At 42.1% G+C, this 23,656-nt stretch carries 19 protein-coding genes; 12 read left to right on the top strand and 7 right to left on the bottom strand.

Annotated elements, in window-relative coordinates:
- Window positions 1-28: 28 nt before the first annotated feature.
- Window positions 29-2,815 carry a bifunctional [glutamate--ammonia ligase]-adenylyl-L-tyrosine phosphorylase/[glutamate--ammonia-ligase] adenylyltransferase gene (gene glnE / locus IRQ78_RS09550; RefSeq protein WP_194441905.1) on the top strand — a complete coding sequence of 929 codons (2,787 nt, stop codon included), beginning with the start codon at window positions 29-31 and terminating at the stop codon, window positions 2,813-2,815.
- Here glnE and IRQ78_RS09545 read toward each other — a convergent pair.
- The 3 genes from IRQ78_RS09545 to tolC all read right to left on the bottom strand — a co-directional run bounded on the left by IRQ78_RS09545 (window position 2,812) and on the right by tolC (window position 5,818).
- Entirely contained in the window at window positions 2,812-3,387 is a 576-nt protein-coding gene (locus IRQ78_RS09545) for a TcpQ domain-containing protein (RefSeq protein WP_054552655.1), read from the bottom strand. The genes glnE and IRQ78_RS09545 overlap by 4 nt on opposite strands.
- A gap of 59 nt (window positions 3,388-3,446) precedes the next feature.
- Complete coding sequence (lpxL, locus tag IRQ78_RS09540; protein WP_054552654.1) at window positions 3,447-4,373, bottom strand: LpxL/LpxP family Kdo(2)-lipid IV(A) lauroyl/palmitoleoyl acyltransferase; 927 nt, start codon at window positions 4,371-4,373, stop codon at window positions 3,447-3,449.
- A gap of 104 nt (window positions 4,374-4,477) precedes the next feature.
- Entirely contained in the window at window positions 4,478-5,818 is a 1,341-nt protein-coding gene (gene tolC / locus IRQ78_RS09535; protein WP_054552653.1) for an outer membrane channel protein TolC, read from the bottom strand.
- A gap of 150 nt (window positions 5,819-5,968) precedes the next feature.
- Here tolC and IRQ78_RS09530 point away from each other — a divergent pair, with 150 nt between their 5' ends.
- From IRQ78_RS09530 to IRQ78_RS09485, 10 genes are all read left to right on the top strand, one after another.
- Complete coding sequence (locus IRQ78_RS09530; protein ID WP_054552652.1) at window positions 5,969-6,601, top strand: NUDIX domain-containing protein; 633 nt, start codon at window positions 5,969-5,971, stop codon at window positions 6,599-6,601.
- A gap of 9 nt (window positions 6,602-6,610) precedes the next feature.
- Window positions 6,611-7,069 carry a DUF1249 domain-containing protein gene (locus IRQ78_RS09525; protein WP_138598894.1) on the top strand — a complete coding sequence of 153 codons (459 nt, stop codon included), beginning with the start codon at window positions 6,611-6,613 and terminating at the stop codon, window positions 7,067-7,069.
- Complete coding sequence (locus tag IRQ78_RS09520; protein WP_054552650.1) at window positions 7,056-7,838, top strand: metallophosphoesterase; 783 nt, start codon at window positions 7,056-7,058, stop codon at window positions 7,836-7,838. The genes IRQ78_RS09525 and IRQ78_RS09520 overlap by 14 nt, the downstream gene beginning before the upstream one ends.
- Window positions 7,823-8,383, top strand: a complete 561-nt coding sequence (locus tag IRQ78_RS09515) for a YqiA/YcfP family alpha/beta fold hydrolase (protein WP_054552649.1) — start codon at window positions 7,823-7,825, stop codon at window positions 8,381-8,383. Before IRQ78_RS09520 ends, IRQ78_RS09515 begins: the two co-directional genes overlap by 16 nt.
- 33 nt (window positions 8,384-8,416) lie before the next feature.
- Entirely contained in the window at window positions 8,417-10,306 is a 1,890-nt protein-coding gene (parE, locus tag IRQ78_RS09510; protein WP_138616280.1) for a DNA topoisomerase IV subunit B, read from the top strand.
- 51 nt (window positions 10,307-10,357) lie between these two features.
- Complete coding sequence (locus IRQ78_RS09505) at window positions 10,358-11,458, top strand: PQQ-dependent sugar dehydrogenase (RefSeq protein WP_138616282.1); 1,101 nt, start codon at window positions 10,358-10,360, stop codon at window positions 11,456-11,458.
- Window positions 11,459-11,468: 10 nt separating this feature from the next.
- Window positions 11,469-13,766 carry a DNA topoisomerase IV subunit A gene (gene parC / locus IRQ78_RS09500; RefSeq protein ID WP_054552646.1) on the top strand — a complete coding sequence of 766 codons (2,298 nt, stop codon included), beginning with the start codon at window positions 11,469-11,471 and terminating at the stop codon, window positions 13,764-13,766.
- A 165-nt stretch (window positions 13,767-13,931) separates the two neighbouring features.
- Window positions 13,932-14,618 carry a 1-acylglycerol-3-phosphate O-acyltransferase gene (locus IRQ78_RS09495; protein WP_082389235.1) on the top strand — a complete coding sequence of 229 codons (687 nt, stop codon included), beginning with the start codon at window positions 13,932-13,934 and terminating at the stop codon, window positions 14,616-14,618.
- Window positions 14,618-14,953 (top strand): ribonuclease E inhibitor RraB, encoded by a 336-nt coding sequence (gene rraB, locus IRQ78_RS09490; RefSeq protein ID WP_054552644.1) that lies wholly within the window; start codon window positions 14,618-14,620, stop codon window positions 14,951-14,953. Before IRQ78_RS09495 ends, rraB begins: the two co-directional genes overlap by 1 nt.
- 189 nt (window positions 14,954-15,142) lie before the next feature.
- Window positions 15,143-16,360 (top strand): HD-GYP domain-containing protein, encoded by a 1,218-nt coding sequence (locus tag IRQ78_RS09485; RefSeq protein ID WP_194441903.1) that lies wholly within the window; start codon window positions 15,143-15,145, stop codon window positions 16,358-16,360.
- Here the strand turns inward: IRQ78_RS09485 and IRQ78_RS20585 are convergent.
- Entirely contained in the window at window positions 16,320-16,643 is a 324-nt protein-coding gene (locus IRQ78_RS20585; RefSeq protein ID WP_054552642.1) for a hypothetical protein, read from the bottom strand. The two genes, IRQ78_RS09485 and IRQ78_RS20585, sit on opposite strands and share 41 nt — an antisense overlap.
- 336 nt (window positions 16,644-16,979) lie before the next feature.
- On the opposite strand from IRQ78_RS20585, the gene IRQ78_RS09480 reads away from it, so the two are divergent.
- Window positions 16,980-18,257, top strand: a complete 1,278-nt coding sequence (locus IRQ78_RS09480; RefSeq protein WP_054552641.1) for an outer membrane protein transport protein — start codon at window positions 16,980-16,982, stop codon at window positions 18,255-18,257.
- A 110-nt stretch (window positions 18,258-18,367) separates the two neighbouring features.
- Here the strand turns inward: IRQ78_RS09480 and IRQ78_RS09475 are convergent, their stop codons facing one another.
- The 3 genes from IRQ78_RS09475 to pepA all read right to left on the bottom strand — a co-directional run bounded on the left by IRQ78_RS09475 (window position 18,368) and on the right by pepA (window position 23,334).
- Window positions 18,368-21,223 (bottom strand): valine--tRNA ligase, encoded by a 2,856-nt coding sequence (locus IRQ78_RS09475; RefSeq protein WP_138616286.1) that lies wholly within the window; start codon window positions 21,221-21,223, stop codon window positions 18,368-18,370.
- 23 nt (window positions 21,224-21,246) lie between these two features.
- Entirely contained in the window at window positions 21,247-21,693 is a 447-nt protein-coding gene (locus IRQ78_RS09470; protein ID WP_054552639.1) for a DNA polymerase III subunit chi, read from the bottom strand.
- Window positions 21,694-21,819: 126 nt separating this feature from the next.
- Window positions 21,820-23,334, bottom strand: coding sequence for a leucyl aminopeptidase (gene pepA, locus IRQ78_RS09465; RefSeq protein WP_194441901.1), 1,515 nt, complete (start codon window positions 23,332-23,334; stop codon window positions 21,820-21,822).
- Window positions 23,335-23,656: the final 322 nt, after the last annotated feature.

Genomic DNA, 23,656 nt, shown 5'->3' with positions numbered 1-23,656 from the left:
TTATTGGCAAGTTAAAAGAGAGTATTTAATGAGTAATTTACACGCGCTTCCAGAGTCACTTCATCAGTTAGGCCAAACCCGCTTCGCTAGCTTGTATGAGGGGCAAACTGAACAACAGAAAATTATTAACTTGTTGTCCTTAAGCGACTTTGCGTGGAACTGTCTACAATCTCAGCCAAACTTAAAAGACTGGTTACTTGATGATAAGGAGCTTGCTAATCGTGCAGTTGAAGCTCCGTTAAGTAGTACAGAAATCAATGAGCTTGACGACAATGCTGCAATGGCAAAACTGCGTTTGTATCGAGAAAAGTACTGGTTGAAAGTGGCTTTTCTTGACTTGTGCTGTGCAAACCCAATCGCTGATAGCATCGCTTATATCTCTGCGCTTGCAAATCAGCTTATCGATAGTGCCAATCAGTGGGCGTTTGCGCAAGTAGCTAAAGTGAGTGGTATGCCGCTTGATGATGACGGTAATGCAATGCACATGTTAGTTTTAGGCATGGGTAAACTAGGCGGAGGAGAGCTTAATTACTCCTCTGACATTGATTTAATTTTTTCTTACCCTCGTGATGTTGCAACGCAAGGTGGGCGTCGCTCTATTGAAGCGCAGGTGTTTTATACCAAAGTGGCGCAAAAGCTGATTATGGCGCTTAATCAAACTACGGTAAATGGCCAAGTCTTTCGGGTTGATATGCGCCTGCGCCCATTTGGTGAAAGTGGGCCTTTGGTGATGAGCTTTCATGCTATGGAAGATTATTATCAAGAGCAAGGACGTGAATGGGAACGCTACGCCATGCTAAAAGGGCGATTAATCGGCACAGAAAACCGTTATTGGAATGAGTTTTATGAATTGCTACGGCCATTTGTTTATCGCCGCTATATTGATTTCTCGGTGATTGAATCGCTGCGTAAAATGAAGCAAATGATAGCTCAAGAAGTACGCCGAAAACGCCTTACAAACAATATTAAATTAGGCGCAGGGGGCATTCGAGAAGTGGAATTTGTGGTACAAGCGCTGCAGATGGTGCGAGGTGGTCGCGAAGCTAACCTGCAAACTCAGTCATTATTAGTTGCTATAAAAGAACTGGTTAACAATCAGGTTATGTCCAACAAAGAGGCTGATTTACTTACACAAAACTATTTAGACTTACGTCAAATTGAGCAGTACTTACAGATATTTGCTGATAAGCAAACGCAAACTCTACCTGATGACGAATTAAACCAACAACGTTTATGTTATTTGCTCAATAAAGACGATTTTAATCAGTGTTTGTCTAGTATCGAGCAGATCATGTCTCAAGTCCATGGTGAATTCGAACAGGTGATTGGTTTTGAAAGTGAAACCAGCGACCCGTGTGAAAATGAGTACATCAGCGCATGGGAAATGACGGATGTTAGCCTGATGTGTGAGCCGAACCTTGATTGGCAAGCAGCATTGGAAGATTTTAAGGCGCGTTTAACTAAGGCGAAGGTTGGTAGTCGAGGTCGTGACATTTTAGATAAATTAATGCCGCTTTTACTTAAACAATTAACGATAGCAAAAGCGAGCAGTGACGCCTTTATGATGATCTGCCAAGTATTGAATAAGATCATTTCACGAACCGCTTATCTAGAGCTGTTGTATGAAAACCCTGGAGCCTTAAATCAACTGGTTGCACTATGCTGTCATAGTAAATGGATTGGCGAACATATCTCTCGTTACCCAATTTTACTTGATGAGCTGATCGATCCTCAGGTGCTTTATAAACCGACACCTTTATCTGCTTACAAAGATGAAATTAGACAATACTTCTTGCGCATTGAGCATGGTGATCTAGAGCTGCAAATGGAAGCTCTTCGTCAGTTTAAGCAAACGCATCAGCTACGCATTGCAGCGGCTGATGCAACAGGTGTACTCAGCGTGATGAAGGTAAGCGACCACCTTACAGCGCTTGCTGAGGCAATTGTAGAGCAAGCGGTCAATATTGCATGGCATGCGTGTGTTGAACGCTTTGGTCAGCCCGTTAATACGTCAGAGCAAGAAAAAGGCTTTGCGGTAATCGCCTACGGTAAAACAGGTGGTTTCGAAGTTGGCTACGATTCAGACTTAGACCTTGTGTTTGTGCATAACCACGATGGCAGCAGTTATACCGATGGTGATAAGTCGATTGATTCGCGTCAGTTTTATTTAAAACTTGCACAGCGCTTAATGCATTTATTCAATACTCGCACGGCGTCTGGTATTTTGTACGAGCTTGATACTCGTTTACGTCCTGAAGGGGCGTCAGGCTTACTGGCTATTAATTTAGAAAGTTACTACCACTATCAGCAAACTCAAGCATGGACTTGGGAACATCAAGCTCTCGTTCGCTCACGCATGATTTACGGTCAAGCATCATTAAAAGATCGTTTCGCGCGAATTCGTATAGATGTGTTATGCCAAACCCGTGATAACGAAAAATTAAAAACGGATGTTGTTGAGATGCGCGAAAAAATGCGCGCTCACCTTGCTAAGGGTAACGATGAGCTGTTTGATTTGAAGCAAGATAGGGGCGGTATTACAGATATTGAATTTATTACTCAGTATCTGGTGCTAAATAATGCTAAGCAACATCCAGAGCTAACGAGCTGGTCTGATAATGTGCGTATACTAGCCGATGCGGCGCGTTTAGGCTGTATTAGTGAGCAAATGCAGCAAGAGTTAGTGGCTGCGTATATAGCCTATCGTTCACGTTATCATGTAATGAGTTTGAATCAGCAGGGGCGTTGTGCGCCACGTGCTGAGTTAACTCAGCATATCGACTTAGTTAGTCAGGCGTGGTTACAGGTGTTTTAGCTTTTTAAACGGCGGCAATTTTCACGTACATAAGCAGAGGGCAGCTCAGTGATCACAGCCGCTCTTTGCTTAAAACAAAAATAAGTGTAAACCTCATTTTCGAAATCATCGTTGATTGCTCGACCTACTTGATACAATGCAGAAACGAAGTTGCTATCAACTCGAAAGTGATCTTTTACTACGTAGTCTTTACTAAGGTACCAGTACAACACAATATCTTCATTTTTAGCATAATCAGATAATACATCTTTTAAAGTCGTGCCATTTTCAAAGCGACGAGGTTGTATATCTCCGGTCCAGTTTGGCGATGAAGGCTCAACGACTTTTTCACGCTCAAATAGTGCGACATCTAGACTAGTTTCAGGTGTCGGTAATTTAAGAACATATTTATCTCGCTCGTTATCTTTGTCATTGACCTGATTTCGAAGGGCTGAATAAAAGCGTGATAGACCTTGGGCCGCTGCATTTTGAGTATTTTTGATATCTAATACGGGACCGCTGCCAAATAAAAAATAAATAGCAGCAGCAATCAAAATGACAGCTAATGATAAATGCTTAACCCAAAACCACATTTCTAATACTCTTGTTGTTAATTAGCTTAATAAAACCATACATACAGCAAAATGTCACTCTACTTGTAATAAGAAGGTGCATTCTTATCTGGACGAGTTTTAAAGCGGCGATGTAGCCACATGTACTGCTCAGGAGCCACGTTTATTGCTTGTTCCATACGCTGGTTAACGCGTGTTACATCAGCAAGGTTATCGCCACTAGGGAAATTTTCTAAAATAGGAAGCACTTCTAGATGATAGCATCCATTCTCATCACGACGACTCGTTAAACTTACGGTTTCGCAGTTCTTACTATTGGCAAACAGCAGTGCACCTGTAGTTGTTGCTGTATCTTTTACCGCATAAAACGGTGCAAACTCGCAACGATTACGGCCATAGTCTTGATCTGGCAGGTAGTAACAAACCTTCTTGTTTTTGAGGGCTTGCAGTAGGCCTTTGACATCTTTTTTACCGATTAGATATTCATTAGAGCGTAAGCGACCATTGGTAGTAAAATACTCCATTAGAGGATTATTATGTGGGCGATAAAAACCAATACCTTGGTGCTTTAAGCCCATTACCCGACTTGCCATTTCAAGGTGTAAAATGTGTGGAACAAGAAGCAAAACGCCTTTGCCTGATTGCTGAATTTGCTGAAAATATTCTAACCCTTTTATCGAGCCATACACTTTTTTAACTCGCCACTCGGGCCACCACCAAGCCATGCCGGTTTCCATCATCGCAATACCGGTATTTTCCATATTTTTACGAACTAGTTCGCGTTGTTCATGCTCTGGCATTTCAGGAAAGCACAAACGAATATTCACCTCAGCAATATGGCGACGACGTTTCATAAAACGGTGTACTAGGCGGCCGAGCAGTTTTCCAAGCGCTAGTTGCAATTTATGTGGCAACCAAGAGATAAGATATAAAAAGAAAATGCCAACCCAAGTTAACCAGTAGCGAGGGCCCAAAAAAGACGCTTTAAACGGTGATGAACTAACCACAAAAAAATCTCTAAAAATAAAAAAGCTAGTTTAACTGTAAGTGTTTAAAAATACAAAAAGCCAGCGCTAGGCTGGCTTTGTTGGTATAAGTTTCGAAGAAATACTTAGATTTCTTTTAAACCTTGGTTAATAGCAATAAGGTCTTCACTAGTTAGTGTACCAGCAGCTTGTTTCAAGCGAAGTGTTGAAACAACATAGCGGTAACGAACATTTGCTAAGTTACTTTTTGCGTTATATAAGTTTTGCGTGCTGATCAATACGTCAACGATAGTACGTGTACCAACTTCAAAGCCTGCTTCAGTTGCTTTAAGTGCACTTTCTGCAGAAACAACAGCTTGTTGTAAGGCTTTATACGTGGCAATGTCAGACACTACTTGGTTATATGATGTAATAACCGAGCGAGTTACTGCACGTAAACTTGCTTCTAAATCTTCACTTGCGGCAACATAAAAAGCGCGAGCTTGATCTGTTGCTGCAGTTGTAGCACCACCTGAGTAAATCGGTAGGCTAAAGTTAACGCCAATTTTAGCGCTATCTTCACGAGGTTGATGTGAGTTGCTATTTAGATCGGTTAGGCTGTCACCGTAAGAAGCACTTAATGTTAGCTTCGGATAGTGACCCGCTTTTGCTAAATCAATTTGATCTTTTGCAATATCAACCGTTACTTTAGAAACTTGCAGATTTAAGTTGTTGTCTTCAGCAATTTTGATGTACTCAGACGATTGTTTATTTGGCGCAACAGTTGAAAATGTATCTGTATTCAACATGTCTAGTTTTGCGTGGTATTTACCAGTAATTTCGCGAAGTTGCTCGCGCGCTGTTTCAACACTGTTCTTAGCAACAATTTCTTGTGCAACAGAGTTATCATATTGAGCTTGTGCTTCGTGTACGTCAGTGATTGCTGTTAAACCTACCGCATAACGCTCTTTAGTTTGTTGCAATTGGCGCTCGATGGCACGCTTTTCTGCTTGAACAAACTCAAGGTTATCGATTGCACTTAGTACGTTGAAGTAACCCTCAGCTACACGAACGATTAGATCTTGGCGTGCAAAATCATACTGAGCGTCTGCTTGTAATGCTTGCTTATCAGCAATACCTAGCGAGTTCCAAGCGCCTAAATCAAATAGTGTTTGGTTTAGGCTAATACCACGGCTGAAAACATCAGGATCGTAATCATAACCAGCATAACCTGTAGTATCATTACCCTCATAAAGATCAGACTTGGTTGTTTCATAACCAAGGCTTAAGCCAATTTGTGGTAATAGTGCACTTAACGCGCGATCACTTTCATAAGCTTGCGCATCTGCTTGGGCTTTTGCTTTAAGTACGGTAGGATCGTTTGCTGTAGCAATCTCGTAAACTTGTAGTAAGTCTTCAGCATAACTAGCTGTTGCAGTCAGTGCGCTTGAAAACCCGATCAGCGCAGCGAGTAGAGTTTTTTTCATTGTTCGTTCAGTCCTTAGACAATTTTGTACTATCACCATGGTACTCTTTTTTAATGAATAACCAAAAAAAAATTACGTAAATCTGCATGTCCAAGTGTAACAGAATATAATTGGTCGTAATTTTTGCTTGCAGTGTAAAGGAAATAAAGGATGAAAATATCAGCAATCTCACAATTTAACCATGATGACATAGAGTTAAAGCCAATTGAGCGTGTTTATAATGGTTTCTTTAAAATTAATATCTATCGCTTTCATCATGCCTTGTTTGCGGGTGGTAAATCAGTAGAAGTTAAACGTGAAATTTTAGAGCGCGGCCATGCTGTTGCTGTACTTCCTTATGACCCTAAAACTGACCAAGTTTTATTAATTGAACAAATTAGAATCGGGGCACTCGCATCAAAGCAGTCACCTTGGTTACTTGAGTGTATTGCAGGCATGGCTGATGGCAGTACTGATTATGAAGATGTTGCCAAACGTGAAGCATTCGAAGAAGCCGGTATTGAGCTTAACGAGCTGGAATTTATGATGTCGTATCTTTCAAGCCCCGGCGGCACCACTGAACGTTTGTATTTATATTTAGCGCGCACTGACTTAGCAGGGTATCAAGGCGGTATTTTTGGCCTTGATAATGAAGATGAAGATATCAAAACTCATGTAATGTCATATGATGAAGCTATGCTGCGCCTAGAACAGGGTGAAATAGATAATGCAGCGACAGTTATCTCATTACAGTGGTTAGCACTGAATAAGCAACGTATACTGTCTGATTGGAAAAACTCATAGGGGATTATTTTGTCGTACGTCAGTGCCCAGCAGCGTTATATTCAAAGCTTACCTAAGTACTTAACTTTGTGTGAGCATAATTACGTGCGTGCGCTAAAACTATTACCTAATGAGCGACGTATAGGTCAGGAACGTAAAGTGCAATTAGGGCACAGCACTTTTGCGGTTAAAGTTGACGATACAGCAAAATACACCACAGATATTTCTATCAGACAAGAAGCCGGTCATTTGCCTTCGGTTAAGCCTTTGTATTTAACTGTGCGCATGTATCATGATGCGAAAGTAGCCGAAATCGTGCATCATGATTTTCATCAGCGCATCAAGCCTTCCTATGCTTACCCTAATCCGAATATGCACCAAAAAGATGAAAAATATCAGCTTAACGCCTTTTTGTATGACTGGCTGGTGGCTTGTGTTGAAAACGGCCGAGCAGTTTTAAATTGGGATGTAAATAATGGCTTGGTTTAGTGACGCCTTCCATTTTGATAAAACAGCACTGAAAGTTGCCCACATCACTGATTGCCACTTATCAAAAGACATCCATGGTGAATACTTTAGCGTGAATACGGCAGCGTATTTTTCACGCTGTTTAGAAGCGATTGCTGAATTAGATGTGGATTGTGTGGTATTTGGTGGAGATTTAACACAAGATCACAGCAACGATTCTTATCAGCTTTTTGCTAAATTAATAGCAGACTCAGCGCTCAGTTGTCCGGTGTTTTGGCTGCCGGGTAATCATGATGAACTTGCTGAATATGAAAAGCTTATAAGCCCGCAAATTTTAAACAATAAACGCATTACCTTTTTAGGTGGGCAGTTGCTGTTAGCTAACTCAAAAGGCCCGACGCCGGCCGGCTGGGTAACACAAACGCATTTAGATGAATTAAGCCAAGCGGTAGGGCAGGTTCAAAGTGTGGTGTTTTGTCATCATAACCCGCTGCCTATTCAAGCCTATCTAGATAAACATATGCTAGAAAATGGCCCGCAATTTTTAAATACCTGCGTCAATACTGAGCAGTGTGTAGGCGTGTTCCATGGTCATGTGCATCATGAGTACACGCAAAATTACCGTAACCTTAGTGTGTATGCGACACCGGCCTGCTCAATACAATTTAGCAAACACACGATGGCGTGGCAGCAAGAAGATTTGGGCCCCGCATTTCGACTCATCGACTTAATAATTGATGAGCAACAAAGCTTACTGCTAACCACGGATGTAGTATGGCTAAACGAGTAATTTATATTCATGGCTTTAATAGCTCTGAGCAATCTTACAAAGCTGTTCGTTTTGGTGAGCACATGGCGCAATTTGATGTCGATTATCAGGTGCCGCGATTAACTCATGAGCCATTACATGCAATTTTACAATTAGAACAACTGCTAAATGATGATACTGTATTACTAGGTAGTTCATTAGGTGGTTTTTATGCGACCTATTTGTCGCAACGTTATTCAATACCCGCGGTAGTCATTAACCCTGCGGTTCGCCCATTTGAGTTACTCGGTAACTATTTAGGGGAAAATTATAACCCGTATCAAGATAGTCATTATGAACTTGGTACTCGTCACATGGATGCATTGCGCAGTTTATATTTGCCGCAATTAGACACCCCTTCATTGATTTATTTGCTACAGCAAACGGGCGATGAAGTACTGCCATTTCAGCAGGCGGTTAAATATTATTCTCAGTGTAAGCAACACGTTGAATTTGGAGGCGATCATAGTTTTATCGGCTTCGAACAAACCTTTGCAAGTATTGTAGATTTTCTTAAAATCACGTAAAACATAGCTAAGCGCATAAAAGATATAAAAACTATGAGTCAGCAAAATTATAACGCCGAAGCAATTGAAGTCTTAAACGGATTAGAGCCCGTAAAACGCCGCCCAGGTATGTATACCGACACGGTTCGACCTAATCATTTAGGTCAAGAAGTTATCGATAACAGTGTCGATGAAGCAATGGCAGGCCATGCCACTAAAATAGATGTCATCCTTCATGAAGATAACTCTCTTGAGGTTATCGATGATGGCCGTGGTATGCCGATTGATATTCACCCTGAAGAAGGTATCCCGGGTGTGGAACTTATTTTTACCAAGCTGCACGCCGGTGGTAAGTTCTCTAATAAAAACTATCAGTTCTCAGGTGGTTTACACGGGGTAGGTATTTCGGTTGTAAATGCGCTATCGACTCGTGTTGAAGTGACTGTGCGCCGTGATGCGCAGCAATTTCGTATGGCTTTTGAAAACGGTGACAAGGTTGAAGATCTAAACGTCATTGGTAGTGTGGGTAAACGTAACACAGGGACAACTGTACGTTTTTGGCCTGATGCGAGCTATTTTGACTCAGCTAACTTTTCAATTACTAAGCTTAATCACTTATTAAAAGCCAAAGCGGTATTGTGCCCAGGCTTGCGCATTAAGTTTACTAACAAGCAAACCAAAGAAAGCCAAGAGTGGTATTACGAAACAGGCTTAAAAGATTACCTAGTTGAAGCAGTCAAAGGCTTTGAAGTATTACCAAAAGAGCCGTTTATTGGTGACTTTTCAAGTTCAACCGAAGGCGCTGACTGGGCGGTTGTTTGGCTACCTGAAGGCGGTGAATCAATCGCTGAAAGTTATGTAAACTTAATTCCTACTGCACAAGGTGGTACACACGTTAATGGTTTACGCCAAGGCTTGCTTGAAGCAATGCGTGAATTTTGTGAATTTAGAAACCTATTACCACGTGGTGTAAAGCTAACACCAGATGATATTTGGGAGCGTTGTAGCTACGTATTGTCGGTTAAAATGCAAGACCCACAGTTTGCTGGCCAAACAAAAGAAAAGCTGTCTTCTCGCTCATGCGCTGCGTTTGTATCAGGTGTGGTAAAAGACTCATTTAGTTTATGGTTAAACGAGCATACAGAAACGGCAGAATTATTAGCTGAGTTATGTATCTCAAATGCGCAGCGCCGTTTACGTGCTGCTAAAAAAGTTGTGCGTAAGCGTGTTACCTCAGGCCCTGCATTACCGGGTAAATTAACGGATTGCAGTGCCCAAGATAATGACCGTACTGAACTGTTTTTAGTAGAGGGTGATTCAGCAGGTGGTTCAGCAAAACAAGCACGTGACCGTGAATTCCAAGCAATCATGCCGCTGCGCGGTAAAATCTTAAATACCTGGGAAGTTGAATCTGGGCAGATTTTAGCATCGCAAGAGGTACATGATATTTCTGTCGCTTTGGGTATTGACCCTGATTCAAGTGATTTATCTGGTCTGCGTTATAACAAGATTTGTATCTTGGCCGATGCTGACTCAGATGGATTACACATTGCTACCTTGCTTTGTGCGCTGTTTGTTCGTCACTTTCCATCGCTTATTAAACAAGGCCATGTGTATGTAGCTATGCCGCCGCTATTTCGTATCGACATTGGTAAAGAGGTTTACTACGCCCTTGATGAAGACGAAAAGAACGGTATTTTAGCGCGCATTGAAGCTGAGAAAAAACGCGGTAAGGTTAATGTTCAACGCTTCAAAGGGTTAGGTGAAATGAACCCGTTACAATTACGCGAAACCACGATGGATCCTAATACGCGTCGTTTAGTGCAATTAACCTTAGATGAAGAAGAGCAAACCATGGAAATGATGGATATGCTTCTTGCAAAGAAACGTTCGTCAGATCGTCGTCAGTGGTTAGAAGATCACGGTAACCGCGCAGAAGTTTAGTTAAAGGTGTAGCAACCTAGTTGCTAGCAACGAATTAAAGGGCAAGAAAAAATGAAAAAACTACTGACCTCATTATTGTCGCTGAGCTTGTTATCAGCGCCTGCAATGGCAAAAGATATTCTTGATAAGTTAACAGTTGCTGATGGGTTTTCTATTAGCCTGTTTGCTGATGATGTAGAAAATGCACGTCAAATTGCGGTATCAAAAAGAGGTATTGTTTACGCAGGCTCACGTAAAGCAGGCAATGTTTATGCGTTGATTGACCATAACAGTGATGGTGTGGCTGACAGAAAAATGGTTATTGCCACAGGTCTTGAAATGCCATCAGGTTTAGCGATTAAAGATGGTGATCTATATGTGGCTGAAGTGTCACGTATCATCCGTTTTAAAGACGTTGATAAAAATTTAAAAGATCCTAAATACGACGTGGTATACGATAAGTTTCCAACTGATCGTCACCATGGCTGGAAATTCATTAGTTTTGCGCCAACTGGTGAGTTAATTGTGCCAGTGGGTGTACCATGTAACATTTGTGCTGAAGACGAAAAATATGGTCGTATCTTCTCGTTAGATGTTGATACAAAAGAAATTAAAACAATCGCCAAAGGTGTTCGTAACTCAGTTGGTTTTGATTATCACCCTACAACGAATGCATTTTGGTTTAGTGATAACGGCCGTGACATGATGGGCGATGACATGCCACCTTGTGAAATTAACCGTGTTGGTGAAGGTGAAGAGGGTGCGCATTATGGTTTCCCTTATGTTCACGCTGGGGCGATTTTAGATCCTGAGTTTGGTAAAGGTAAAAGTATTGCTGACTACAAATCGCCAGCCCTTGCACTTGGTGCTCATGTTGCTCCTTTAGGTATTCATTTTTATAACGGTAAGCAGTTTCCTGCTAAATTCAAAGAGCAGCTTTTTGTTGCTGAGCATGGTTCATGGAACCGCAGTAAAAAGTCAGGCTACAAAGTGATGCTAGCGAATGTTGAACAAGGTCGTATTACTAAGTACACCCCGTTCATCACAGGCTTTATGCAAAACGAAGAAACATTTGGTCGCCCAGTTGCATTTGCAGAGCTTGCAGATGGCAGCTTATTGATCTCAGACGACTTTGCTAATGTGATCTATCGCGTTAGTGCTAAGAAAAAATAGGTAAGCGTTAATGAGTGATACAGATACCTTGCTGATGCAAGGCATAGAACAACAAACAATGGGGCGCTTTACTGAAGACGCCTACTTAAACTACTCAATGTACGTCATTATGGACCGTGCCTTACCTCATGTAGGTGACGGTCTAAAGCCTGTACAGCGTCGTATCATCTATGCAATGAGCGAACTGGGGTTATCGGCGCAAGCAAAATATAAAAAATCAGCCCGTACCGTGGGTGATGTACTGGGTAAATATCACCCTCATGGTGATAGTGCTTGTTACGAAGCCATGGTGTTAATGGCGCAGCCGTTTTCTTACCGCTACCCGCTGGTGGACGGTCAAGGTAACTGGGGTGCTGCCGATGATCCTAAGTCATTTGCTGCAATGCGTTACACCGAAGCGCGTTTATCTAAGTTCTCAGAAGTTTTACTAAAAGAGCTGGGTCAAGGCACTGTCGATTGGACCGCAAACTTTGACGGCACACTTGATGAGCCAATGGTGTTACCTGCGCGTTTACCGCACATCTTACTCAATGGTGTAACGGGTATTGCTGTAGGTATGGCAACCGATATTCCACCACATAATGTGCGTGAAGTTGCCAGTGCCTGTTGTTTATTACTTGATAAGCCAAAAACTGAAATCGAAGAGTTGCTTGAGTTAGTGCATGCGCCTGACTACCCAACAGAAGCTGAGATTATCACACCGAAAGACGATATTCGTAAGATTTATCAAACTGGACGTGGTTCTATCAAGATGCGTGCAATTTACACTGAAGAGCAAGGTGACATCGTGATCACCGCGCTGCCTCATCAGTGTTCAGGTGCAAAAGTACTTGAGCAAATTGCAGCGCAGATGAATGCTAAAAAGTTGCCGATGGTTGCTGATTTACGTGACGAATCTGATCACGAAAACCCAACCCGCATCGTGATTGTACCGCGTTCAAACCGCATCAAGGCTGAGCCATTAATGGCGCACCTATTTGCAACCACAGATTTAGAAAAGAACTACCGCGTAAACTTAAACATGCTTGGTCTTGATGGTCGTCCGCAAGTGAAAGATTTACGTAGTATCTTAACTGAGTGGTTAACGTTCCGCCGTGAAACGGTTCGCCGTCGCTTACAGCACCGTTTAGATAAGGTATTAGCACGCTTACATATTTTAGAAGGTTTATTAACGGCCTTTTTAAACATTGATGAAGTTATCGAAATTATCCGTACTGAAGATAAACCAAAGCCTGTTTTAATGGAGCGTTTTGGTTTAACAGATATTCAAGCGGAAGCGATTTTAGAGTTAAAACTACGTCATTTAGCAAAACTTGAAGAGTTCAAGATTAAAGGTGAGCAAGATGAGCTTGCCCTTGAGCGTGACAAGTTAGAGCAAACGCTTGGTTCAGAGCGTCGTATGTCGACGTTGATGAAAAAAGAAATCCAAGAAGCGGCTGAAATGTATGGTGATGATCGTCGCTCACCAGTTGTTGAACGTTTAGAAGCAAAAGCGCTAAGTGAAAAAGACCTTATCCCTTCAGAATCAGTGACTGTTGTGTTATCTGAAAAAGGCTGGGCACGAGTTGGTAAAGGCCATGATTTAGATGTTGAAGGGCTGAGTTATAAGTCAGGCGACAGCTATAAAGCCTCAGCACGAGGTAAGAGCAACCAGCCTGCAGTGTTCTTAGACTCAAGTGGTCGTGCTTTTGCTACTGATGCACATAGTTTACCTTCAGCTCGAAGCCAAGGCGAACCAATGACAGGGCGCTTTAACTTAAGCTCTGGCGCCAACTTTGAGCATGTGGTGATGGCAGAAGACAACCAAGTGTTGTTAATGGCTTCAGATGCAGGCTATGGCTTTATAAGTGACTTTAAAGATCTGGTGAGTAAGAACAAAAACGGTAAAGCGCTGGTCAGTGTTCCTAAAGGCGGTGAATTACTCGCGCCAATTAGAGTAACTGACGTAGCAACAGATTACTGTATGGCAATTTCTAACGAAGGCCGCATGTTGTTATTCCCACTGCGCGATTTACCTAAGCTTAGTAAAGGTAAAGGAAATAAGATTATTTCTATCCCAAGTGCGAAAGTGCAAGCCCGTGAAGAGTTTGTAAAAGTGCTGGCTGTGGTGCCTGCGGGCAGTAGCGTAACCCTGCATGCAGGTAAACGAAAACTGACACTGAAACCGGCTGATCTTGAGCACTACCATGGTGAACGCGGTAGACGAGGTAATAAGTTACCCCGAGGCTTACAGCGAGTTGATGAAGCTGTAGTCGAAGTGACTCAAACTGATGATAGTGATGAGTCGCCAAGCGAAGTAACAGAGTAAAAACCAGAGGCCTGCAATTGCAGGCCTTTTTATTGTTAAAACGTTATGAAATTTTAAGCGTACACATGTGCGCTTAAAGCTATGGAAATGCTATTTTTCACGTTATAATGCGCGCTGATTAGTACGAGGAGAATTCGTTTGTTAGCTATTTTTCGCATAATTTTCATGGCGTTATTTATTGTTTTAAGCTGTGTTTTTGGGCTGCTTTTATGCATTGTGAAGCCATTTCATACCAATAACGTGCATATTATTGCGGGTTGGTTTTGCAAGGTAGCTAAAATTTTAGGTGTCAAGCTAGAGCTTAAATATCACGAGACTCCAAAAAATATTGGCCCTGCTGTCTATGTAGCAAATCATCAAAATAACTATGACCTATTCACTTTACCTGCCATGGTGCCAGAGAACTGTGTAAGCCTTGGTAAAAAAAGCCTCAAATGGATCCCGTTTTTTGGTCAGCTATATTGGTTATCGGGCAATATCTTAATTGACCGTGCTAACCGCTCAAAAGCGGCGGGCACAATTTCTAAATCAGCTGAGAAAATAAAACAAAAAGGCTTGTCGGTGTGGATGTTTCCTGAGGGCACGCGAAGCTATGGTCGCGGTTTATTACCCTTTAAAACCGGGGCATTTCACACAGCAATGAGTGCTGATGTGCCAGTTGTACCAGTTTGTATGAGTACAACGCACAAAACTATTAAGCTAAATCGCTGGGATAATGGTACAATTTACCTCGAAATGTTAGCGCCGATTTATCTTGATAAAGACGTATCTGCTCGTGACCATGCTTCACATGTTCATCAGATTATGGCCGCTAAAATAACTGAATTAGATGCTCAAGTGAGAAACAAATAATGGAAAATTGGCGCGAAATTACTGAAGACATCGTTACTTCATTGCTTGAAGATGGCTCAGATCCTGAAGTACTTTATGAAGTGGAACACCACTTTGTTAGCGAAAATTTTGAAAAATTAGAGCAAGCAGCTCTAGCCGCTTTTAAACTAGGTTACGATGTTGAAGAACCAGCTGAACTTGAGCTAGAAGACGGCGAGAAAGTATGGAGCTTTGACGTGGTTGTTGAGTGTGAACTTGATGTAGAAGCCATTATGGAAGACGTAGACAAGTTAGAAGCGCTTGCTCAGCAAACAGACGTTGAATACGACGGCTGGGGCACTTACTTTCAGGAATAAACAGCTAGAGAGCTGTCAGCTATCTGCCGTCAGCTCTTAGACTGAACTACCACAATCTAGCGAGTTGCTTGACTCGTTAGTTTACCCTTCTGACTAATACCTATTTCGTATTCGTTATTCAATCTATAGACATTTGTAATCAATTAGCGATAATAAAAAACTCGATGTTTATATGCGCTAAGCTTACCTATGCTTATTACTTTACCCATTGCCGAACTTGTTCCAGGGATGTTTGTTGACAGTGTCAGTAAGCAACAAGAGCATGTAAATAGTATTAAGATCAAAACACGTGGTTTAGTGCGTGATAAAACAATTATTCAGCGCCTGATCTCTGAGGGGGTTGAAGAGCTACTCATCGACTTTACACAAAGCGATGTTGCACTCCCTAAAAAATACCAACCAAAGCCTGAACCGGCTAAACCGAAGGTTGAACAAAAACCTGCTGCTAATGAAGAGCCGCAAGGGATCACGGTTCAACAAGAGTTTCTAAAAGCTAGTGTTCACTATGAGCAGCATAGTCGTAAGCTACAAAGTTTATATTCCGATATTACAGCTGGACTAAAAATGAATATGGCGGTGCTTGACGACATTGCTGTTGATATAGTCGGCTCCGTTTTTCGAAATCACAATGCATTAACTATTTTAACTCGTCTTAAAGATAAACATATTTATAACTGGCGTCACATGATCAACACTGCGATTTTGGTGAGTGTGTTTGCTAAGTATTTAGGCTATAAAGAAAAGACGATCAAAGAACTGGCGATGGGAGCTTTGCTGCATGATATTGGCCAAGCTAAAATGCCGCAAGGTGTTTTATCTAAGCCAAGCGCATTGAATGATAACGAATTGCAAGTCGTTAAAAAACATGTGGCGCAGAGTTTAGGTTTAGTGAAAGGCGAGAAGGGCATTACTCCACTAATGCTTGATATGATAGTAAATCATCATGAACGTTTAGATGGTACAGGTTATCCACGCGGTATTACCGCTGAAAAGCTTAGCCGCCCTGCAAGAATGATGGCAATTGTTGATGTTTATGATGCTATGACGGCAGATAGGCCTCATCAAATGGGAGAAGAACCTATTTCGGCTTTGCGTTATTTACTTGCGAACAAACAAATGTTTGATTCTGAATTAGTGCAGCGCTTTATTAAATGTCTAGGTGTACACCCTGTCGGTACTATTGTTAAGTTAAATAATGATCGTTTAGCGTTAGTAATGGAAGGGAATCACGAGAATCCAATCAAACCAAAAGTAAAAGTATTTTATAATGCTAAACATAAGCACCACGTGACGGCGAAAGATGTCGATTTGAACGTGGAAAAAGAACTAAAAATTATTGCCAGTATTAAACCCTTAGATTATCAGCTTAATTTGGCTCGTTTGTTAAAAGAGCATCTGCTTGTTTAGACTTAACACAGCGTTTTTTGGCGCTGCGTTTAGCTGAAATAAATGCCCCACTAAAACAACTTATCATTAAAACTAACCACAATAGCGTCCCTTTTTCGACATGTAAGGCTACGCAACACAATAAAAGAGACAAAACTGAGCTAAACATAGCGCCTAACCAATAGTGATTGACTGGGTTGTCGCAATCACCTGCTTTAGTACATGCACAATAATTTGCTTTACAAAAATAATGAACGCTCACACCGCATAACATTAGTGCCACAATAATAAAGGCGATTTCCATACTCAAACTCAACTGAGAAACTTTTATTTTTAGTCTAAAGCTACAAATGCGATAAGTCAATGCAAATGATAATTAATATCGTTTGTTTGGTTTGTAATCAGAGATCTGATGAGTTTTAATAAGTTGTTATCTTGTTGTTAAAATGCGGGTTTTTTACCTATTTCTAACGAAAAATTACAGTTTTTTGATCTTAATTAAGGTAATGTTCGAAAGTTTATAATCATTAGAATAAAACATCTAATGCCAACATACAGTGCTGATCTTTTATGCTTAACTAATAGGTTGCCCTCATTGTTGGATTAGTTTTCGCACAAGTTTGCAAGAGGACACAGATTTATGAAGTTCACAAAAACACTAATTGCAGCATCACTTGCTGTTGTTTCTGCTGACAGCTTTGCTGCAGCTTTCCAATTAGCAGAGCAAAACGTTTCAGGTTTAGGCCGTGCATACGCTGGTGAAGCAGCCGTTGCTGACGATGCCTCAGTTGTTGCTCGTAACCCTGCACTTATGTCTTTATTTAAAGACAAGCAAATCTCAGTGGCAGGTATTGCTGTAATTCCAGATGTTAGCTTAGAAGGTGAAAGTGCTGCATACGGCTTAGATGAAAGCTCTATCGATGACGATAGCATCGCGCCATCAGCATTTATTCCTGCTGGTTACTTCACTATGCCATTAAACGACAAAGTATCTTTAGGCTTTGGTGCTTTTTCAAACTTTGGTCTTTCAACTGAATTTAAAGACGATTACGCAGCAGGCTCTATCGCAGGCGAAACTGAAATCGTGACTGTTAACATGAATGCAAGTGCTTCATACAAAATCAACGAACAGTTCAGCCTAGGCCTTGGTTTAAACTATGTTTATGCTGATGCGAAAGTGGTGCGTAATGCAGGTGCAAACCCATTAGGTTTACCAGCGAGCACGCAAATCGCTCACCTTGAAGGTGACGACTACGGCTTTGGTTGGAACATTGGTGCTATGTATCAGTTAGACGAAAACAACCGTTTTGGTTTTAACTACCGCAGCGAAACAGATATCGACTTTGAAGGTGAGTACTCAAACCAACTACCAGCTGCTGTTGGCGGTTTAGCGGGTACTAAAGTTCCGGGTGAGTTAAAATTAACCTTACCAGCCATTGCTGAGTTCTCTGGTTCACACCAAATCGATAAGAAGCTTGGCGTGCACTACAGCATTTTATGGACTGGCTGGGATAGCTTCCAAAAATTAGAAGCTTATACGCCTAGTCAAGAAGCACCTGTATTCTCTAAAGAAGAGAACTTCTCTGATTCAATGCGTTACTCTATCGGTACTGACTACCAGTACAGCGACGCTCTTTTACTTCGTGCAGGTATTGCATACGATGAGTCGCCAGCAGACCAATCTCACCTTTCAATCTCTATCCCTGATACAGATCGTTTCTGGTTCTCATTTGGTGGTAACTACGCATTCAGCGAAAACTCAAATATTGACCTAGGTGTAAGTATTCTTCGTGGTAAAACACAAAACTTCTCTGAAAAAGACAGCCTAGCTGCATCAGTTGGCCAAGATGTTTCATGGGACTATGAATCAAAAGGTCACGCAGTTCTAGTAGGTGCTCAGTACAACTACAAATTTTAATTGTAACGCGACGTAAAGTCGCTGCTACAGAGCATTAAAAAGCCGCGCTATAACATTGTTATAGCGCGGCTTTTTTGTAAGCGCGAATAAATCGCGCTTGATATATGCTGTTATAGACTTTCGATTTTCGCTTTTTGCGCTAATAGTTTGTCTTTCGCATCGGTAAACTCAGCCAGCTTAGCATGCTCTTTAGCAAGTACAGCCTCTGGCGCATTATTTACGAACTTCTCGTTAGCTAACTTGTTTTGAACCTGTGCTAAGCCTTTTTCTGCTTTTTCAAGCTGCTTCGCAATACGAGCTAATTCAGCTTCAACATCGATTAGGCCAGCCATTGGGATCATGATCTCAAGGTTACCAACATACGATGTTGCACACGCTGGTGCATCGTCTTTGTTATCAAGAAGCGTGAACTCTTCAAGCTTAGCAAGCGACGCTAAGAATGCTTCGTTATCCGTTAAGCGGCGCTTGTCTTCGTCAGACGCATTCGCAAGCAATACCGATAATGGTTTGCTTGGGCTGATATCCATTTCACCACGGATGTTACGAATAGCAAGAATGAATTGTTTAACCCACTCAAGGTCGTCCATCGCTTGGCTATCAACATTTGCTTCATTATATACAGGGAACCCTTGAACCATGATGCTAGTGCCCGCAGTTTCGATACCTGCAAGTGGTGCAACACGTTGCCAAATCGTTTCTGTGATGTATGGCATTAACGGGTGCATTAAGCGAAGTAGGCTTTCTAATACCGTGATTAGGGTATGACGAGTACCACGTTGTTGTGCTTCGTTACCTTTAAACAGTACAGGTTTAGTCAGTTCTAGGTACCAGTCACAGAATTGGTTCCAAGTGAACTCATAAATGGTGTTTGCTGCTAGGTCAAAACGATAGTTTTCTAGATGCTCAGTATAGGTTTTAACCGTTGCTTCAAATTGACCTAAAATCCAACGATCAGCAAGTGAGTACTGTTTCTCAGCATCTGTAGCGAAACCACAGTCTTGCTCTTCAGTGTTCATTAATACGTAACGGCTCGCGTTCCATAGCTTGTTACAGAAGTTACGGTAACCTTCAAGGCGGTTCATATCCCAGTTGATGTCACGGCCCGTTGAAGCCATTGCCGCAAGGGTAAAACGCAGTGCGTCTGTACCGTGTGCTTCGATACCGTTTTCGAATGTTTTACGAGTGTTTTTCTCAATCTTCTTCGCTAGTTGTGGCTGCATCATGTTACCAGTGCGCTTTTCAACTAGGCTTTCAAGGTCGATACCGTCAATCATGTCGATAGGATCAAGTACGTTACCTTTCGACTTAGACATCTTATCGCCGTTTTCATCACGGATAAGGCCTGTTACGTAAACGGTTTTAAATGGTACTTGTGGCTTGCCGTCTTCATCTTTGATGAAGTGCATGGTCATCATGATCATACGCGCAACCCAGAAGAAGATGATGTCGAAACCTGTTACCAATACGTCAGACGGGTGGAACGTTTTTAAATCATCAGTGTTTGCCGGCCAGCCTTGCGTTGAGAAAGTCCAAAGCGCAGATGAGAACCAGGTATCTAAAACGTCTTCGTCTTGCTTAAGTGCAACATCATCAGCAAGGTTGTTGTCGCGGCGTACTTCAGCTTCGTCACGACCAACGTATACGTTGCCTTCGTTGTCGTACCAAGCTGGGATGCGGTGACCCCACCAAAGCTGACGTGAAATACACCAATCTTGTACGTCGTTCATCCACGAGAAGTACATGTTCTCGTATTGTTGAGGTACGAACTTAATATCGCCATTTTTAACTGCTTCTTTTGCAGGCTCTGCTAGAGGTGCTACGCGCACGTACCACTGATCAGTAAGAAGAGGCTCAATCACTACGCCAGAACGGTCACCGTAAGGTACAGTTAAGCTGTGATCTTCGATTTTTTCTAATAGACCAAGTTCTTCAAATTCGCTCACAATCGCTTTACGTGCATCAAAGCGGTCAAGGCCATGTAGGCGCTCAGGAATTGGCGCATCTAATTCAAGCTCTTTACCGTCGAATGTGTAGCTTTCGCCTTCGCTTAATACCGCTGCATCTTTATTGAAGATGTTGATCATTGGTAGTTGGTGACGTTTACCTACTTCGTTATCGTTAAAGTCGTGGGCAGGCGTGATTTTCACACAACCTGTGCCTTTTTCCATGTCTGCATGTTCATCGGCAACAATTGGAATACGGCGGTTTACGATAGGCAGTAAAATGTCTTTACCGATCAGATCTTGGTAGCGCTCATCATCAGGGTTAACAGCAACACCTGTATCACCTAGCATTGTTTCAGGACGTGTTGTCGCAACAATGATGTAGTCTTTACCATCTTTGGTTTTTACGCCATCAGCAAGAGGGTAACGTAGGTTCCACATGTGACCTTGTTTGTCTTTGTTTTCAACTTCAAGATCAGAAATAGCCGTGTGAAGTTTAGGATCCCAGTTAACTAGGCGCTTACCACGGTAGATTAAATCTTCTTTGTGAAGACGTACGAATACTTCTTTTACCGCTTCAGAAAGGCCTTCGTCCATAGTGAAACGCTCACGGTCCCAATCTACAGAGGCGCCTAAACGACGTAATTGTTTAGTGATCGTGCCGCCAGAGTGGTTTTTCCATTCCCAGATTTTATCGATGAATGCTTCACGGCCTAGGTCGTGACGAGTTTTACCTTCTTCAGCAGCAAGCTTACGCTCAACAAGCATTTGTGTTGCGATACCCGCGTGGTCAGTACCTACTTGCCATAATGTGTTGTTGCCTTGCATACGCTTTAAACGCGTTAGCGTATCCATGATGGTATCTTGGAACGCGTGGCCCATGTGTAAGCTACCCGTGACGTTTGGTGGCGGGATCATAATTGAGTATGCGTCACCTTGGCCAGACGGTTTAAAGTAGCCATTTTCTTCCCAGCCTTGGTATAAAGACTGTTCAATATCTTGCGGATTATAGGTTTTATCCATTACACAGAACCTTAAATAAATGCTTAAATGTCAATTTCTTGCGTTGCAATATGGGCGCCCAGTTGGCGAAGCTTTTTAAACCGCTCACGGGCGGCTTGCTTAGCATTTGGCTCAACGGGTACGAAATCATAAACCTGCTGAAAACGGCGAATAAAATCCGGTAGGTGTTCAGCTAGGTTGATTAATATTTTTCTGTTGCCGACAGGTGGAGTCATACCAATTTCAACCGGAGCGCCACCTTTAGGGCCTTCACCTTGTAAGTTGTGTGGTACAAAACTATCTGGTTCAAATGACCAAATGATGTCGTCGATTGTGTGGGCCGTGTCGGTGTTATCAGCATAAATAAATACGCGATGACCTAGACGATACTGATCCGCAGCAATTTTAGCTGCCAGATCGAAAACAGCGCCAGCCGCTTGGTGGGCACTATCATCTTGTTTTAGAACGTAAAATTGTGCGTTCATATTCATAGTGACTTTCGTCCCCACAGATACACAGATCAAAGCAGGGATTTTGACATAGAACGCGAATTGCTTCAATTAATAAGGCGCCATTTGGCGCCTTATTTAGGGTTAGTTTTAAGCTTGCGGTAAGGCTTAATCGTGACTTGCTTCACTCACGCCTGCGCGGTTTAGCAAATACTGAGTCAACATAGGCACCGGACGACCGGTTGCGCCTTTGTTTTTACCGCCGCTGCGCCATGCTGTACCTGCAATATCTAAATGCGCCCAGTTATATTTTTTGGTGAATTTAGATAAGAAGCATGCCGCTGTAATCGTACCTGCTGCACGACCACCTAAGTTGGTGAAATCAGCGAATGGGCTTTCAAGTTGCTCTTGATAGTCATCCCATAAAGGTAATTGCCATGCACGGTCGCCACTTTGCTCAGATGCTTTTAGTAGGTCATGAGCAAGAGGGTTGTGGTTTGATAGTAAACCTGTGGCATGCGAACCCAGCGCGATAATACACGCACCTGTTAGTGTTGCTACATCAACAACGGTATCTGGTTCAAAGCGCTCAACATAGGTTAGTGCATCACACAGTACTAAACGGCCTTCAGCATCGGTGTTTAACACTTCAACTGTTTGCCCCGACATGGTTGTTAAGATATCACCTGGGCGATAAGCGTTTGAGCCAGGCATGTTTTCACAACCCGCTAAAACACCGACAACGTTAATTGGTAATTGCATTTGCACAAGTGCGCGCATAGTACCAATAACACCCGCTGCACCACCCATGTCGTATTTCATTTCATCCATGGCTTCGCCTGGCTTGATTGAAATACCGCCTGAGTCGAAAGTTAAGCCTTTACCGACTAACACGATTGGCGCTTGGTCTTTGTCGCCACCTTGATAGTTGATCACCGACATAACCGATTCATTAGCACTACCACGGCCAACCGCCAGGTATGAATTCATGCCAAGCTCTGCCATTTTTTGTTCACCGATAATATCAACAGTCACATTATCGAAGTTATCAGCGATTTCTTGCGCTTGCTCACCTAAATACGCAGGATTACAGATATTTGGCGGCATATTGGCAACGTCTTTACATAACTTGCTACCTGCAGCGATGGCTAAGCCATGCTCAATTGCACTTTCGCCAATGGTTAACTCACGACGCGTTGGTACGTTGAAAACAATTTTACGTAAAGGACGACGAGGGTCGCTTTTTTTGCTCTTCAGTTGATTGAAGGTGTATAAGCAGTCCTGAGTTGTTTCAACTGCTTGGCGTACTTTCCAATAAGTGTCACGACTCTTAACATGTTGCTCAGTTAAAAAGCATACCGCTTCCATTGAACCTGTTTCGTTAAGTGTGTTTATCGTTTTTGAGATAATTTGTTTGTATTGTTTGTCATCAAGCTCGCGCTCTTTGCCGCAACCTACCAATAATACTCGTTCGCTTAGTACATTAGGTACATGATGTAATAATAATACTTGGCCAGGCTTACCTTCAAGATCGCCGCGGCGCAATAAGTTTGAGATATAACCGTCACTGATTTTATCTAATTGTTCACCAATGGGGGATAAACGACGTGGCTCATAAACGCCTACTACAATACATGCGCTACGTTGCTTTTCTGGACTACCACTTTTTACGCTAAATTCCATTGTTGCTCCTGATATTGAGTCGTATAACCTTAATTTATAAGGGTAAGAATTTCTTTTTCGAGTCTTTTCTTACATTTTTTAGTTTAGTAGCACTAATCTTAGTACATAAACCATGACTCTATTTATGTGTTTTTGAACTTTATCTTAATGTGAATATCAATATCACATAATAGATGTCATCTGTACCATTAATGCAAGATTATATGCGCTTGCTAGGTATGATATTTGACACTGATGACATATAATAAAGTGAGTAAAATAACTAGTTTACTCAAAAATCCTTACTATTCCAGTGAAACTCGATGTTTAACAGGGGCGAGCA

It is taken from the genome of Pseudoalteromonas simplex, from assembly GCF_015278155.1.
GTDB classification, from domain to species: domain Bacteria; phylum Pseudomonadota; class Gammaproteobacteria; order Enterobacterales; family Alteromonadaceae; genus Pseudoalteromonas; species Pseudoalteromonas simplex.
Note: the sequence above shows the minus strand (reverse complement) of the source record. Positions and strands in the feature narration are given on the sequence as shown.